This is a genomic window from Mesorhizobium sp. CA15 (assembly GCF_020165215.1).
Taxonomy (GTDB): Bacteria; Pseudomonadota; Alphaproteobacteria; order Rhizobiales; family Rhizobiaceae; genus Mesorhizobium.
Genome location: NZ_JAIUHQ010000001.1, coordinates 592,634 through 608,993, shown reverse-complemented (window position 1 = coordinate 608,993; position 16,360 = coordinate 592,634). Strand labels below are relative to the sequence as shown.

Annotated in this window: 11 protein-coding genes; 7 read left to right on the top strand and 4 right to left on the bottom strand. The window is 64.0% G+C overall.

All coding sequences use genetic code 11. The features are described from left to right. Positions 1–307: 307 nt before the first annotated feature. A complete protein-coding gene (locus LB515_RS02925; RefSeq protein ID WP_095765112.1) occupies positions 308–1,054 on the top strand; it encodes a cytochrome c biogenesis CcdA family protein in 747 nt (248 codons plus the stop codon). A 176-nt stretch (positions 1,055–1,230) separates the two neighbouring features. On the opposite strand, the gene LB515_RS02920 is transcribed toward LB515_RS02925, so the two are convergent. Further along, positions 1,231–3,129 carry an adenylate/guanylate cyclase domain-containing protein gene (locus LB515_RS02920; protein ID WP_224706691.1) on the bottom strand — a complete coding sequence of 633 codons (1,899 nt, stop codon included), beginning with the start codon at positions 3,127–3,129 and terminating at the stop codon, positions 1,231–1,233. Between the two features lie 221 nt (positions 3,130–3,350). On the opposite strand from LB515_RS02920, the gene glmU reads away from it, so the two are divergent. Further along, entirely contained in the window at positions 3,351–4,721 is a 1,371-nt protein-coding gene (glmU, locus tag LB515_RS02915) for a bifunctional UDP-N-acetylglucosamine diphosphorylase/glucosamine-1-phosphate N-acetyltransferase GlmU (RefSeq protein WP_224706690.1), read from the top strand. A 4-nt stretch (positions 4,722–4,725) separates the two neighbouring features. On the opposite strand, the gene LB515_RS02910 is transcribed toward glmU, so the two are convergent. After that, a complete protein-coding gene (locus LB515_RS02910) occupies positions 4,726–5,100 on the bottom strand; it encodes an ADP-ribosylation/crystallin J1 (RefSeq protein ID WP_224631855.1) in 375 nt (124 codons plus the stop codon). A 326-nt stretch (positions 5,101–5,426) separates the two neighbouring features. Here LB515_RS02910 and glmS point away from each other — a divergent pair, with 326 nt between their 5' ends. Further along, complete coding sequence (glmS, locus tag LB515_RS02905) at positions 5,427–7,250, top strand: glutamine--fructose-6-phosphate transaminase (isomerizing) (RefSeq protein ID WP_224706689.1); 1,824 nt, start codon at positions 5,427–5,429, stop codon at positions 7,248–7,250. A gap of 186 nt (positions 7,251–7,436) precedes the next feature. Here the strand turns inward: glmS and LB515_RS02900 are convergent, their stop codons facing one another. After that, positions 7,437–7,724, bottom strand: coding sequence for a GIY-YIG nuclease family protein (locus LB515_RS02900; RefSeq protein ID WP_224706688.1), 288 nt, complete (start codon positions 7,722–7,724; stop codon positions 7,437–7,439). A 276-nt stretch (positions 7,725–8,000) separates the two neighbouring features. Between LB515_RS02900 and LB515_RS02895 the strand changes: the two genes are divergently transcribed. Next, a complete protein-coding gene (locus tag LB515_RS02895) occupies positions 8,001–8,753 on the top strand; it encodes a DUF502 domain-containing protein (protein WP_224706687.1) in 753 nt (250 codons plus the stop codon). Here LB515_RS02895 and recG read toward each other — a convergent pair. Next, the gene (gene recG, locus LB515_RS02890) at positions 8,705–10,813 is read right to left on the bottom strand and encodes an ATP-dependent DNA helicase RecG (RefSeq protein ID WP_224706686.1); all 2,109 of its coding nucleotides are present in this window, start codon (positions 10,811–10,813) and stop codon (positions 8,705–8,707) included. The genes LB515_RS02895 and recG overlap by 49 nt on opposite strands. Before the next feature lie 93 nt (positions 10,814–10,906). Between recG and LB515_RS02885 the strand changes: the two genes are divergently transcribed. From LB515_RS02885 to LB515_RS02875, 3 genes are all read left to right on the top strand, one after another. Next, positions 10,907–11,194, top strand: coding sequence for a succinate dehydrogenase assembly factor 2 (locus LB515_RS02885; protein ID WP_224706685.1), 288 nt, complete (start codon positions 10,907–10,909; stop codon positions 11,192–11,194). Between the two features lie 13 nt (positions 11,195–11,207). Then, entirely contained in the window at positions 11,208–14,705 is a 3,498-nt protein-coding gene (gene mfd, locus LB515_RS02880; RefSeq protein ID WP_224706684.1) for a transcription-repair coupling factor, read from the top strand. A 212-nt stretch (positions 14,706–14,917) separates the two neighbouring features. Then, positions 14,918–16,291 carry a class II 3-deoxy-7-phosphoheptulonate synthase gene (locus LB515_RS02875; protein WP_095765121.1) on the top strand — a complete coding sequence of 458 codons (1,374 nt, stop codon included), beginning with the start codon at positions 14,918–14,920 and terminating at the stop codon, positions 16,289–16,291. The last annotated feature ends 69 nt before the right edge of the window (positions 16,292–16,360 follow it).

Sequence of the window (16,360 nt, the reverse complement as noted above, 5' to 3'; positions counted from 1 at the left end):
CGACGCACGACGAAATCCCACTCTTTTCGTCGCTCACATGGCCGTGCTTTTGCCATCGGTCAAGGGGAAGCGGCCAATTTGGGAAGCGGCCGCGGACGATACACTCTTAGAGTGTATGGCAAAGATCACATTTTTTGGGGATGGATGTATGCGCGCCTCGAACCGGGCGGGCGGCTATCGCGCGCTTGTTCGGTCAACGCGTTTGCCTGTTTCTTCCTGCGGCGAAGCGGCGACTTGCCACACAATGGTGATTGGCAGGGGCGTGCCCGCATCGCTATATCGTCGCTAGCACAATCGGACTCATTGGATGGCATTGGACATCGGCTATGTCAGCGCGGTCGGGGCAGGGGCGATCTCTTTCCTGTCGCCATGCGTGCTGCCGCTGGTGCCGCCCTATCTCTGCTACATGGCCGGCGTTTCCGTCGACGATTTCCGCGGCAATCAGAGCGTCACGGCGAAGGAGGGCGCGCGCGGCGCGCTGCTTTATGCTTCCGTGGCCTTCGTGCTCGGCTTTTCCACTGTCTTCGTGGCGCTCGGCGCCGGGGCCTCGACCATCGGGCGGTTGCTGCGCGTCTGGCAGGAGCCACTGGCGATGGCGGCGGGCGTGCTGATCATCATCATGGGCCTGAACTTCCTTGGCATCCTGCGCATTCCGCTTTTGTCGCGCGAGGCGCGCTTCCAGTCGCAGGGCAAGCCGGCCAGCATGATCGCGGCCTATGTCATGGGGCTCGCATTCGCCTTCGGCTGGACGCCTTGCATCGGCCCGGTGCTGGGGCCGATCCTGACTTTGGCCGGCGGGCGCGAGACCGTTGGCGAGGGCGCGCTGCTGCTTGCCGCCTATTCGCTGGGCCTCGGCATCCCGTTCCTGATCGCGGCGCTGTTTTCCGGCGCCTTCATGCGCTTCCTCGGCAAATTCCGCGTCCATCTCGGCCGTGTCGAGAAAGCGATCGGCGCGCTGCTGGTCGTCGCCGGCGTGTTTTTCCTCACTGGCGGCGTGCAGAGCGCGTCCTATTGGCTCTTGGAGAATTTCCCGGTGCTGGGAAGGCTGGGGTAGTTTAGTTGCTGGCAGAGAGTCGAGCTGTGAACCCGTTGTGAGATCAGCATCGAAGGGTCCTGTGCCCTCTATCTCGTGCTCCATAATTTGCTATGGAGACCTGGGGCGACCACTATGTTCAGACAACCCATCGAGTCACCTGCTCCGCCGTCTCACCGGAATTTCCGCCGCGACGATCACTCCGGCACGCCGGAGATGCCCAGCGCCTCGACGTAACGCTCGCCGAACACCTTGTCCTGCCATGGGTTGATCTGTCTCTGCAGGGTGAGCGTGTAGGTCGGGAACGCCTCCATCAGCCGCCGCGCCGCCGCCCGCGCCTCCTCCAGCCGGTTGAGTTTGACCAGCGCCATAATCACCACCCGGTGCGAGGAGCCGTAGTTCGGCATCTCCTGCAGCGCGCGTTCTCCCCATGCCAGCGCTTCCTCGTAGCGCTCGAGCATCAGGTAGCTCATCCCGATGCCCGAGAGCGCGATGCCCTTCTCGGGGTCGACCGGGCTCAGCCGCATTGCCCTGTGAAAGTGCTCGATCGCGACGAGCGGGCGGCCGGAATGTGCGTTGACCCAACCGCAGCTCGTATGGCCCTGCGCCGAATTGGGATTGAGCAGCAGGGATCGTTCGATCGTGGCCAGCGCCATCTCGTATTCCTTCGCGCTGTAGGCGATCACCTGCGCGGCGAAGCGCAGGCTCGTGGGGTCGTCGCGCGCTTCCGCCAGTACCTCGCGCGCCATGCGCGTGGCGACCCGGGTATCCTCGGGCTCGTGCCAGCACTGGCTCACGGATATGCTGCGGATATAGGCGCCGAGTGCCTTCGCCAAGTTGAAGCCGGGGTCGATGCTAAGCGCCTCGTTGGTGAGCCGACGCACGTCGGCAAAGCCTTCGCGCGTCATGCTGTAGAAGCGCGGCAGCGCGCGAAGGTAGAGGTCGTAGGCGCTCATGTAGTCGGTCGGCTTCATGCGCGCCTGCTTGATTTCCTCCAGCCGGATGCTCGGCTCGACAGCGCCGACGACGCTCTCGGTCACCTTGTCCTGCAGGTCGAAGATGTCGCACATATCGCCCTCGAAGCGGTCGGCCCAGACATGGTGTCCGCTGATCGCGTCCACCAACTGCCCACTGATACGCACCCGCGATCCTGCCCTGCGGATGCTGCCTTCCAGCACGTAGCGGACGCCCAGCTCGCGCCCGACCTGGCGCAGGTCCACCGCCCGGCCCTTGTAGGTGAAGGACGAGTTGCGGGCGATCACGAAGAAGGAGTTCACTCGGCTCAATCCCGTGATGATGTCCTCCACCAGCCCGTCGGCGAAGTATTCCTGATCGGGGTCGCCGCTCATGTTGGTGAAAGGCAGAACCGCGATCGAGGGTTTCTCGGGCAGGGGAGGCGGGGCAGCGCTGGCGTCGGACTCGACGCGGTAGGCGCGCACGGGCCGCTCGATGTTCTTGAGGCGCAGCTCGCCGAGCGGCGTGAAGCCGCAGTCGAGCTTGCCCTGAAGGTGGTCGTAGGCGGTGCCCGAGACGACAACGGTGCCGGGATCGGCGACGCTTTCGAGGCGGGCGGCGATGTTGACCCCGTCGCCGTAGAGGTCGCCGTCCTCCTCGCAAACCACGTCGCCGAGATTGACGCCGATGCGGAAGCGAATCCTCTCTTCCTCGGGGGTCTCCGCCTCGCGTTCTGCCAGGGTCCGCTGGATCGCCATCGCCGAGGTCACCGCGTTGACGACGCTCGCGAATTCGCACAGCATGCCGTCGCCGGTGAGCTTGACGATCCGACCCTGATGCTCGGAGACCAGCGGTTCGAGGAGGTCCTTGCGGTAGATCTTCAGCCGCTCGAGCGTGCAGCGCTCGTCGCGCTCCATCAGGCGCGAATAACCGACCACGTCGCAAGCCAGGATCGCAGCGAGGTGGCGCCGCACGGTCATCGCACCGCTCGGCCAAGCGCCTGCACGCGTGCCGCTCCGCGTCCATGTCCCGCCAACTTCCAGACGCGCCACGCGCATGGTATCCATCTCTCCCAGTCTCCGCCCGTCGCCGATGTGGAACGGAAAACGCCGCTCGACCTTGCCTTCACGAGATTTCGCCATCCCGCTTGCGACGCAGCACCCCCAGCAGGCCGGGGATATTTCCTGACCTGTGTAACCGGCTGACGCCACCGTGGCGGTGCTTTTGTATCGGTCATCACACCCGACGTTCGCACTTGGAGACTTGGCTTTGCCGTCTCACCGGAATTTAACCGCATTGGTGCAGCATGGCCTACGCTGTTAATATGCGTTGATTCAAACCTTTTTCATACGGTTGCCCATCCATGAGCCAGAGATCCTGCCTGTCTGTCATCCTTGCCGCCGGCGAAGGCACCCGCATGAAAAGCGCGATGCCCAAGGTGCTGCATGCCATTGCCGGCCTGCCGATGGTGGCTCACGTCGTGAAAGCTGCTGAGGCTGCCGGTGCGACCGGCGTGGCGCTGGTGATCGGCCACGGCGCAGACGAGATGCGCAAGGCGGTGCAGAAATTCGCGCCGAAGGCGGAGACCTTCGTGCAGGAGAAGCGGCTCGGCACCGGGCATGCGGTCCTCGCCGCGCGCGAGGCGATATCAAAGGGCTATGACGATATTCTCGTGATGTTCGGCGACACGCCGCTAATCGATGCGCAGGCGTTGGCCGCAGCGCGGCAGAAGCTGGCGGAGGGTGCGGCCGTCGCGGTGATCGGCTTCCGTCCGCCAAGCCCGACTGGCTACGGCCGGTTGATCGAAAAGGACGGTCATCTCATCGCCATCCGCGAGGAGAAGGACTGCTCGGAGGAAGAGAAAAAGATCGGCTTCTGCAATGCCGGCATGATGGCGGTGGCGGCCAAGCATGCGCTGCGGCTGCTCGACAAGGTCGGTAACAAGAACGCCAAGGGCGAATTTTACCTCACCGACATCGTCGAGATCGCCGGCGCGGAAGGGCTCGACGTGGTGGCGACGGAAGCGAGTTTCGAAAGCGCGCTCGGCATCAATAACCGGACCGAGCTCGCCGAGGCGGAAGCCATATGGCAGACGCGCCGGCGGCGCGAGGCGATGCTGTCCGGGGTCACGCTGATAGCGCCCGAAACCGTCTATTTCTCGCACGACACCGAGATCGGCACCGATACGATCGTCGAGCCGAATGTCTGGTTCGGGCCGGGCGTCAAGATCGCATCGGGCGCCAAGATCCATGCTTTCAGCCATATCGAGGGCGCAACGATCGCCTCAAATTGCGATGTCGGGCCGTTCGCCCGGCTGCGGCCCGGCGCGGATCTTCGAAACAAGGCAAAGGTCGGCAATTTCTGCGAGGTCAAGCAGGCGACGATCGAGGAGGGCGCCAAGGTCAACCACCTGACCTATATCGGCGATGCGCGCGTGGGTGCGGCAGCCAATATCGGCGCCGGCACCATCACCTGCAATTATGATGGCTACTCGAAATTCTTTACCGACATCGGCGAGGGGGCCTTTGTCGGTTCGAATTCCTCGCTGGTGGCGCCGGTCTCGATCGGCAAGGGCGGCTATATCGCCTCCGGCAGCGTGATCACCGAAAGCGTGCCCGACGACGCGCTGGCCTTCGGCCGCGCCCGCCAGAAGACGATTCCCGGCAAGGGCAAGGAGTTGCGCGAGCGCTTTGCTTCCGCCGCCGCGGCGAAGAAGAAGGCTGCGGCGGAATAGCGTTTCAGGTGGTGCTTTCGGTGATTTTGCCGAAAGCAGCCGTTACCACGATCTCGCCGACGATTGCCTTGTTGAATTGAGGCAGGTCTTCGGCGGGTATCCAATATTCGAGATGCGCCCTGCTGCCGGCGTGCTCGACGCGGTAGCCGTCGAGAAAGCTTTTCAGGACCTCAAACCGCGTGACGAAGCCGGAACCGCTCGCCTGCACGTTCCAGTCGCGGGCGATCTGGACAGCATAGGCTTCAGTGAGCACCGGATAGAAAATCGGCTGATCGGGCAGGCGCGGCGGAAATTCGCGCATGCCCAAAGCCTTGATCAGCGTCAACTCCTGCGGTCCAACCGGCCGCCACAGCGTTACGGTATGCGTCGCTTTGCTCATTGGTCGAATAAACTGCCCAATTCGAGCCGAGGCAAGGCCCCAAGGAGCGTTCGCCATACGGGCCTTTGCCAACTGTGGCGTGGCGTTCGTCGTTCGAACGATGACATGCTCCGGCCTCAAATGTTTACATGGTGATGAACACCGCCAAACCGTCTAAGCGACAAGACAAGCGTTTGCGGTAACCGGATTGCAAGGGCGTTCTGAGAATGTCCAATGGTACAAAACCGTTCCCGGTGACATGGAACGAAACGCAAAGTGACTTTTACGGCAGGCCGGCAATCCATAGATAGCGCTGGGTTTTCTGCTGGGAATCGGGGGCAATCGCCATGTGCGGTATCGTTGGAATCGTTGGCCGAAGCCAAGTCGCGCCGCTCATCGTCGATGCGCTGAAGCGGCTTGAATATCGCGGCTACGACTCGGCCGGCGTCGCCACCATCGAAAGGGGCGAGCTCGGCCGCCGCCGCGCTGAGGGCAAGCTGGTCAATCTCGAACGCCGGCTGAAGGACGAGCCGCTGGACGGCACGATCGGCATCGGCCACACACGCTGGGCGACACATGGCGTGCCCAACGAGACCAATGCGCATCCGCATTTTTCCGAAGGCGTCGCCATTGTCCACAACGGCATTATCGAGAATTTCGCCGAGTTGCGCGACGAACTCACCCGCGACGGCTACTCTTTCTCTTCGCAGACCGACACCGAGGTCGTCGCGCATCTGGTGGCGCGCGAGCTCGCCAAGGGGCGGAAGCCGGTGGAAGCCGCGCATGCGGCGCTGAAGCGGCTTTCCGGCGCCTTTGCCCTGGCAATCATGTTCAAGGGCGACGAGGACCTGATCGTCGGCGCCCGCAACGGACCGCCTTTGGCCGTCGGCCATGGCGAGGGCGAGATGTTTTTGGGCTCCGACGCCATTGCGCTGGCGCCTTTCACCAATGCGGTCACCTATCTCGAAGACGGCGACTGGGCGGTCGTGCGTCGCGAAAGCGTGACCATCTACGACATCGACGGCAGACAGGTCGACCGCAAGCGCCAGCAGTCGCTGTCGACCAGCTTCATGGTCGACAAGGGAAACCGCCGCCATTTCATGGAAAAGGAAATCCATGAGCAGCCGGAGGTGATCTCGCACACGCTGGCGCATTACTTGGATTTCGCATCGGGGGTGTCGAAGCCGCTCGACCTGCCCTTCGACTTCGCCAAGATCGGCCGCCTGGCACTTTCGGCCTGCGGCACCGCCTACCTCGCCGGGCTGATCAGCAAATACTGGTTCGAGCGCTATGCACGGCTGCCGATCGACATCGACGTCGCCTCCGAGTTCCGCTACCGCGAGATGCCGCTTTCGGCCAATGACGCGGCGTTCTTCATCTCGCAGTCGGGCGAGACCGCCGACACGCTTGCTTCGCTGCGCTATTGCCGCAAGGCCGGCTTGAAAATCGGCGCTGTCGTCAATGTGCGGGAATCGACCATGGCGCGCGAATCCGACGTCGTGCTGCCGACGCTGGCCGGGCCGGAGATCGGCGTCGCCTCGACCAAGGCTTTTACCTGCCAGCTATCCGTCTTGGCTGCGCTCGCGGTCCGCGCGGGCGTGGCGCGCGGCACGATCTCGCGCGATGAGGAAAAGCAGCTGGTGCGCGAGCTTTCCGAGGCGCCGCGCTACGCCACCCGGGTGCTGAAGCTTGACGAGCAGATCGAGCGCATCTCGCGCGAGCTGTCGCGCTACAAGGACGTGCTCTATCTCGGCCGCGACACCAATTTTCCGCTGGCCATGGAAGGCGCGCTGAAGCTCAAGGAAATCTCCTACATCCACGCCGAAGGCTATGCCGGCGGCGAGCTGAAGCACGGGCCGATCGCGCTGATCGACGAGAACATGCCGGTGATCGTCATTGCGCCGCATGACCGCATCTTCGAAAAGACCGTCTCGAACATGCAGGAAGTGGCGGCGCGTGGCGGCAAGATCATCCTGATCACCGACAAGAAGGGCGCGGCGCAGGCCGGCATCAAGACGATGGAGACGATCATCCTGCCCGAAGTGCCGGAGATCATCTCGCCAATCATCTACGCGCTGCCGATCCAGATGCTGGCCTATTTCACCGCCGTCTTCATGGGCACCGACGTCGACCAGCCGCGCAATCTGGCGAAGTCGGTGACAGTGGAGTAGCACCGTCACTACCGCCGGATTGTGGATTGCGTCATGGGTTCCTCGGTTAGTGACAGTACTTCGAAGTGCGACGGCCAACAGCCTTCTTTCGTCATCCACGGGCGGAGCAGGAGCGAAGCTCCTGCGCAGACCCGAGGATCCATTCCGTGACGTTTGCGGCGGATCAAAGCGGTGCAGAATTAGGCACTACCACCCGATACCGCGGAACAGCTCGAACCACTCGGGATTGGCCTTTTCGATCAGTTCGATCTTCCACTGGCGAGGCCAGCGTTTCAGCGACTTTTCACGCTGGATCGCATCGCGGATGTCGAAATACTCCTCGTACCAGACCAGGCGTTGTACGCCGTAGCGCCCGGTAAAGCGCGAGCCTTCGCCGGACCTGTGCTCCGGCATCCGCCGGCCAAGATCGTTCGTCACAGCAGTGTAGATGGTGCCGCGCTTCTTGCTTGCTGTCATATAGACATAGCCGGTCATGCGTGAACGATAACGAATTGATGGTTAGGGACTATTCTGACGGGTGGCATTTTTTGGCCGGCGTCACGGAATGGATCCTCGGGTCTGCGCGTCCGCTTCGCTCCCGCTCCGCCCGTGGATGACGAGGGAGGGGTGTTGCGGCCAATCGCGAACGGAGCAGCTTCCATTTGGAATGCTGAAAGCCGGTTGATGGAGGGCACCCTTAAAAACTTCGCAGTTCCAAACCGGCTCGCGGTTCACTAATCTCAGCGTTGCAACCTGCGCCGCGGTGAATCCATGTCCGACGCCCTGAAGACCTCTGGCATGACCCGGCTGAGGAATTATTTCCTGACGGGCTTCATCGTCTGCGCGCCGCTGGCGATCACGGTCTATATCGCCTGGTCGCTTATCGGCTGGGTCGATTCCTGGGTAAAACCCTATATTCCAGTCCGCTACAATCCCGATACCTATCTGCCGTTCCCGGTCCCGGGCTTCGGGCTGATCGTGGCGCTGGTGCTGATCACGCTGATCGGTTTCCTGACGGCGAACATCGTCGGCCGCGCCATCGTCAATTTCGGCGAGCGGCTGCTTGGCCGCATGCCGCTGGTGCGTGGCATCTATGGCTCGCTGAAGCAGATTTTCGAGACGGTGCTGTCGAATAAGGGCGACATGTTCCGCCAGGTCGGGTTGGTCGAATATCCGAGAAAGGGCGTCTGGTCGCTGGTCTTCGTCGCCAGCGACAAGGAAACCGAGATCAACCAGAAGCTCGATCAGGAAGGCGATCCGCTGATTGCGGTGTTCATGCCCTGCACGCCCAATCCGACCACCGGTTTCCTGATGTATGTCCACAAATCCGAGATCGTGCCGCTCGACATGTCGATCGAGGACGGCGCCAAGCTGATCGTCTCGGCCGGCATGGTAGCGCCGGAGGTCAAGGCCAAGCTGGTGACGCTGAATGGCGAACCGGTCGAAGGACCGCTCGCCAATCCGCCGCTCGGCGCTCAGCCGGCGCGCAGCAGCCGCACCGCCTCGTCGCGGCCGAACAGGTAAAGCAGCAGCCGCAGCGCCCCGCCGCGTTCGGACTGCAATTCCGGGTCGCGCGACAGGATCAGGCGTGCGTCGTCGCGCGCGGCTTCGAGCAGATCGGCATGGAGTTCGAGGCGCGCCACCTGGAAGCCTGGTGTGCCGGACTGGCGGGTGCCCAGCAACTCACCTTCGCCGCGCAGTTTCAGGTCCTCCTCGGCGATCTTGAAGCCGTCCTCTGTCTCGCGCATCACCGAGAGCCGGCGTTTGGCCGTCTCGCCGAGCGGCTCCTTGTAGAGCAGGACGCAGGATGACGGCTTGTCGCCGCGCCCGACCCGGCCGCGCAACTGGTGCAACTGGGCAAGGCCGAAGCGTTCGGCATGCTCGATCACCATGATCGTGGCGTCGGGCACGTCGACGCCGACCTCGATCACGGTGGTGGCGATGAGGATGCGCGTTTCTCCCTGCTTAAAGGCGCGCATCGCCTCGTCCTTTTCCGCACCCTTCATGCGGCCGTGCACGAGACCGATCCGGTCGCCGAAGAGCGGTTTCAGCGAAGCAAAGCGGTCCTCCGCCGACATCAGCTTGATCTCTTCGGATTCCTCGACCAGCGGGCAGATCCAGTAGATTTTCTGGCCATCGGCGACGGCATCGAGCATGCGTCCGACCAGTTCATCCAGCCGCTCCATCGGCAAGGTGACGGTGCGGATCGGCTGCCGGCCGGCCGGTTTTTCGGTGAGCTTCGAGACGTCCATGTCGCCGAAGGCGGTCAGCACCAGCGTGCGCGGGATGGGCGTTGCCGTCATCACCAGCATATCGGGCGCATCGCCCTTGGCGGTGATGGCGAGGCGCTGATGAACGCCGAAGCGGTGCTGCTCGTCGACGACGGCAAGCACCAAGTCGTGGAACGTCACGCTTTCCTGGAACAGCGCATGCGTGCCGACGACGATGTCGATCGCGCCGCCGGCAAGACCTGCAAGCGTCTCCGTGCGTTCGCGGCCCTTCTCGCGCCCGGTCAGGATAGCGAGGCGCAGGCCGACCTTTTCCGCCAGCGGTGCGATCGTCGCCAGATGCTGGCGCGCCAGGATCTCGGTCGGCGCCATCAGGGCCGCCTGGCCGCCGGCCTCGACCGCGCGCGCCATGGCGAGCAGCGCCACCACCGTCTTGCCGGAGCCGACATCGCCCTGCAGCAGGCGCAGCATGCGTTCGGGATCGGCAAGGTCTGCGTTGATTTCGCCGAGCGCGAATTCCTGGCTGGTGGTGAGCTTGTAGGGAAGGGCAGCTCGTAGCTTCTCGACGATGCGGCCGTCGCCGGTAAGCGGCCGGCCCGAAAGACGGCGAATTCTCGCCCGCACCAGCGCCAACGAAACCTGCCCGGCGAGCAATTCGTCGTAAGCAAGACGGCGCCAGGCCGAGCCTTCGACGGCAACGTCGATCGGGTCCTTCGGATAGTGGATGCGGGCGAGCGCGTCGCCGAAGGACGGGAATGTATGGCGGCGCATGAAGGCGTCGTCCTGCCACTCCGGCAGTTCCGGCAGGCGGCCAAGCGCCTGTCCGATGGCGCGGCGCAGCACCTTTGCCGAGAGGCCGGCGGTGAGCGGATAGACCGGCTCGACCAACGGTAGGCCCTCGGCCTCGTCGATCGGCGCGATGTGGTCGGGATGGACCATCGTCGGGCGGCCGTTGAACCACTCCATGCGGCCCGAGATCACCACACGCTCGCCCTCGGGAAGCATTTTCTGCAAATAGGCGGCATGGGCATGGAAGAAGGTCAGTGCGACCTCGCCGGTGTCGTCATGGGCGTAAACCCTGTACGGCACCGACCTGTTGCCGCGCGGCGGCGGCTGGTGGCGGTCGACGCGCACCTCGAGCGTGACGATCTGGCCCTCGGCCGACAGCGCGATGCCAGGCCGGTTGCGGCGGTCGATGACGGTGTTGGGCAGCACGAACAGAAGGTCGGCCGCGCGCGCAGCGCGATCGCCGAGGTCGGCCGGCACGACACGCTCGATCAGCAATCCGACCTTCGGGCCGACGCCAGCAAGCGAAGTGATCGGAACGAACAAGGGATCGAGGACGGTGGGACGCATCGTGTCAGCTTATGTCGCGACGAGGGCAGCGCAAAGGCTGACACCGCTCTCTATCCACGCTATATGCGCCGCTTTGGACAGGGATGCGGCGCCATGACCGGAACACAGCGATCAAGCGAGGGGTTGGACGCGCGCCGCCGCAAGCTCCTGTTCCGCTCCTGGCATCGCGGCATGCGCGAGATGGACCTGATCCTCGGTTCCTTCGCCGACGCCGAGATCGGCGCCTTGACCGGCGATGAAATCGACCAATATGAGAGACTTCTCGAAATTCCCGACACCGAATTTTTCCCGATGGTCACCGGCGAGCGCCCAGTTTCGCCCGATATCGACTGCGCGGTTCTGCGGAAGATCCTGGCGTCGCGCCGGACCACGACATTTTGAAAAACGCATATCCATGACCCTCATTCCTTCCATTGGCCTGCCCACGGGCCGCGCCGGCCAGTTCGTTGTCGACGGCGTCGCCGACGGCTACGAAGCCTTCGCCCTGGTGCAGACGGCGCAGGAGATCGCGCCCGACAAGCCGGTGCTGTTCGTCGCGCGCGACGGCCAGCGGCTGCCGGCGATCATCGAGGCGCTCGCCTTTGCCGCGCCCGGCCTGCCGGTGCTGGAGCTGCCGGCCTGGGACTGCCTGCCTTACGACCGCGTCTCGCCCGGCGCAGATGCCGCGGCGCGGCGGCTCGACGCGCTTTCGGCCATGATCGCGCTGGCCAAGAAACCGCATCGCGCGGTGATCCTCACCACCGCCAATGCGCTGTTGCAGCGCATCCCGCCGGCCGAGCTGATCGAAGCTCAGACTTTCCACGCCAAGCCGGGAAACCAGATCGACATGAACGCGCTGATCGCGCGGCTGGAGACGTCCGGCTTCGAGCGCGTGCCGACCGTTCGCGGGCTTGGTGAATTCGCGGTGCGCGGCGGCATCCTCGACCTTTTCGCGCCCGGCTGGAGCGAGGCGCTCAGGCTCGACTTCTTCGGCGACACGCTGGAATCGATCCGCGTCTTCGACGTCGCGACGCAGCGCACCACCGGGCAGCGCAAGTCGATGTCGCTGCAAGCGATGAGCGAGGTGGCGCTGACACCGGAAACGATCAGCCGCTTTCGCCGCTCCTATATCGAGGCCTTCGGCGCGCCGTCGCGCGATGACGCGCTCTACGCTGCGGTCAGCGAAGGCCGCCGCTTCGCCGGCATGGAGCACTGGCTGCCGTTCTTCTACGAGCGGCTGGCGACCGTGTTCGACTATCTGCCGGATGCGCCCGTCGTGTTCGACCATCTGGCACATGAGGCCATGGCCGAGCGCCACACGCTGATCCTCGACCACTATGAGGCACGCCGGAAGCAGGCCGACAGCGCGCTCAAGGATGCCGTCCCTTACAAGCCGGTGGCGCCGGATCTGCTGTATCTCTCGCCCGAAAACCTCAAGGCGTCGCTCGGACCGCGCGAGGACATAGACTTCACCGTCTTCGACGCCCCGGACGTCGGTGGCAAAAAAGTCTTCCATGGCGGCTCGCGGCAAGGCCGCAGCTTTGCCGAGGAGCGCGCCGATCCCAACATCAACGTCTTCGACGTCGTCGTGAAGCACATTGCCGACGAGCGCGCGGCGCGTCGCCGCGTCGTCGTCGCCGGCTGGACCGAAGGCTCGCTCGACCGGCTCGGGCAAATTCTCGCGGAGCACCATCTCAGGAATCTGAAACCTGTCGCGACGCTGGCCGAGGTCGAAAAGCTAGAGCCGGGGCAGGCGGGCCTTGCCGTGCTGCCGCTCGAATCCGGCTTTGAGACCGACGATCTGGTCGTCGTCGCCGAGCAGGACATCCTCGGCGACAGGCTCATTCGGCGTTCCAAGCGCAAGAAGAAGGCCTCCGATTTCATAGCCGAAGCCTCGTCGCTGTCGGCAGGCGACATCGTCGTCCATGCCGACCATGGCATAGGCCGCTTCATCGGCTTGCGGACCATCGAAGCGCTCGGCGCGCCGCATGACTGTCTCGAAATTCATTATGCCGGCGACGATCGCCTGTTCCTGCCGGTGGAAAACATCGAGCTTCTGTCGCGCTATGGCTCGGATTCGGCCGAAGCGACGCTCGACAAGCTGGGCGGCGGCGCCTGGCAGGCGCGCAAGGCACGGCTGAAGCGGCGCCTGCTCGACATGGCCGGGCAATTGATCCGCATCGCCGCCGAGCGGCAGATGCGCGCCGCGCCCTCCATGATCCCGGCGGAAGGGCTTTATGGCGAGTTCGCCGCGCGTTTCCCCTATGAGGAGACCGACGACCAGCAGACGGCGATCGATTCCGTCCTGGATGATCTCGGCGCCGGCAAACCGATGGACCGGCTGATCTGCGGCGACGTCGGCTTCGGCAAGACGGAAGTTGCGTTGCGCGCCGCCTTCATCGCGGCCATGGAAGGGTTCCAGGTCGCGGTCGTGGTGCCGACGACGTTGTTGTCGCGGCAGCACTTCAAAACCTTCTCGCAGCGCTTTTCGGGCCTGCCGATCCGCATTGCGCAGGCGTCGCGCCTGGTTGGTTCAAAAGAATTGGCGGAGACCAAGAAGGGCATCGCCGAAGGCACGGTTGACATCGTCGTCGGCACGCACGCGCTGCTCGGCAGCTCGATCTCGTTCAAGCGCCTCGGCCTGCTGATCATCGACGAGGAGCAGCATTTCGGCGTCAAGCACAAGGAGCGGCTGAAGGATCTCAAGTCCGACGTGCATGTGCTGACGCTGTCGGCGACGCCGATCCCGCGCACGCTGCAACTGGCGCTGACCGGCGTTCGCGAGCTCTCGCTGATCGCCACGCCGCCGGTCGACCGCATGGCGGTGCGCACCTTCATCTCGCCCTTCGATCCGCTGGTCATCCGCGAGACACTGCTGCGCGAACGCTATCGCGGCGGGCATTCCTTCTATGTCGTGCCGCGTATTAGCGACCTGGCCGAAATCCATGATTTCCTGAGGGAATCCGTGCCGGAGCTGAAAGTGGCGGTGGCGCATGGCCAGATGCCGCCGGGCGAGCTCGACGACATCATGAACGCTTTCTACGACGGTCAGTACGACGTGCTCCTGTCGACCACCATCGTCGAATCCGGGCTCGATATCCCGACCGCAAACACGCTGATCATCCACCGCGCCGACATGTTCGGTCTGGCGCAGCTCTACCAGTTGCGCGGCCGCGTCGGCCGTTCGAAGGTGCGCGCCTATGCGCTGTTCACGCTGCCGGCGAACCGCAAGCTCACCGATACGGCCGAGCGCAGGCTGAAGGTGCTGCAGTCGCTCGACACACTCGGCGCAGGGTTCCAGCTCGCCAGCCACGACCTCGACATCCGTGGCGCCGGCAATCTTCTGGGCGAAGAGCAGTCCGGCCATATCAAGGAGGTCGGCTTCGAGCTCTACCAGCAGATGCTGGAAGAGGCGGTGGCCGAGGTGAAGGATACCGGCGAGGCGCAGGACGGCGGCTGGTCGCCGCAGATCGCCGTCGGCACCGCGGTGATGATCCCGGAAAGCTATGTGCCCGACCTGCAGCTCCGCATGGCGCTCTACCGACGCCTTGGCGACCTCGAAACCACCGAGGAGATCGACGGTTTCGGCGCCGAGCTGATCGACCGCTTCGGGCCGCTGCCGGAAGAGGTGACGCATCTGTTGAAGATCGTCTTCATCAAGGCGCTCTGCCGCAAGACCAATGTCGAGAAGCTCGATGCAGGCCCGAAGGGCGTCGTCATTCATTTCCGCAAGCGCGAGTTCCCCAATCCGGTCGGGCTGGTCAAGTTCATCGGCGAGCAGGGATCGCTGGCCAAGATCAGGGCCGACCATAGCGTCGTTTTCATCCGCGACTGGCCGAACGCGGAGAAGCGGCTCGCCGGCTCGGCCGTGGTGATGACGCAACTGGCGCGGCTCGTCGACAAGGCCGCGTAACGGCGTCTACATTGGAAGCCGAGCAGCTCAACGCATTCGCCACCACTGAAAAACCCGGCTAGAATAGGCAGTCGGCTTCGTGTAAGGAGCCGCGACCTCGTATCGAGGCTGGAATGGCGGGCAACCACGCTCGCCGGTTTGTTTGACGCAATTCCGGACGGAAAGCCGTTACACTTTCCTGGAGTTGCTCTGGAAGGGCGTTGGGTGCAGCGATGACGAAATGGTCGCCGAATTCGTGGAGAGCAAAGCCGATCAAGCAGGTGCCGGCCTATCCGGACCTTGGGGCTTTGCAGGCCACGGAAGCGCGGCTTGCGACCTATCCGCCGCTGGTCTTTGCCGGCGAGGCGCGCAAGCTGAAGAAGCAGCTGGCGGCCGTGGCAGCCGGCGAAGCCTTCCTGCTCCAGGGCGGTGACTGCGCCGAGAGCTTTGCCGAACATGGCGCCGACAACATCCGCGACTTCTTCCGCGTCTTCCTGCAGATGTCGGTGGTGCTTACCTTCGCCGGCGCGCAGCCGGTGGTGAAGGTCGGCCGCGTCGCCGGCCAGTTCGCCAAGCCACGCTCGTCCGACAACGAGACGAAGGCCGGCGTGACGCTGCCGAGCTACCGCGGCGACATCATCAACGGCATTGAATTCGACGCCTCCTCGCGCATTCCGGATCCGGCGCGCCAGGAGATGGCGTATCGCCAGTCCGCCGCGACGCTCAATCTTCTGCGCGCCTTCGCGCAGGGCGGCTATGCCAGCCTGGAAAACGTGCATCGCTGGATGCTGGGCTTCGTCGCCGACAGCCCGCAGGGAGAAAAATACGAATCGCTCGCCAACCGCATCACCGAGACGATGGATTTCATGCGCGCGGTGGGCATCACGTCCGAAACCAATTTCGCGCTGCGCGAAACGGATTTCTACACCAGCCACGAGGCGCTGCTGCTCGGCTATGAGGAAGCGCTGACGCGAGTCGATTCGACCTCCGGCGACTGGTACGCGACCTCGGGCCACATGATCTGGATCGGCGATCGCACCCGCCAGCCAGATCACGCGCATATCGAATATTGCCGCGGCATCAAGAATCCGCTCGGCCTGAAATGCGGGCCGTCGCTGACACCGGACGGCCTGATGGAATTGATCGACCTGCTCAATCCCGAAAACGAGCCGGGCCGTCTGACGCTGATCGCGCGCTTCGGCTCCGACAAGGTCGCCGAGCATCTGCCGAAGCTGGTGCGGGCAGTTAAGAAGGAAGGCCGCAACGTTGTCTGGTCGTCGGATCCGATGCATGGCAACACGATCGAGGCGGCCGGCTACAAGACGCGGCCGTTCGACCGCATCCTCAAGGAAGTGCAGACCTTCTTCGAAGTTCATCGCGCGGAAGGCACGCATCCGGGCGGCATCCATATAGAGATGACCGGCAAGAACGTCACCGAATGCACCGGCGGCGCCCGCGCCATCACGGCGGAAGACCTGCAGGACCGCTATCACACCCATTGCGACCCGCGCCTCAACGCCGATCAGGCGATCGAGCTCGCCTTCCTGGTCTCGGACCTGCTCAAGAAGAGCCATCCGGTCCAGCACAAGCAGGCCGCTAACGCGTGAACAGAGGCTTGACGCCTATCGTCGGAGGCGCTGGCGGCGATGCCGTCGCCTTTTGACGTCGGGCTGATA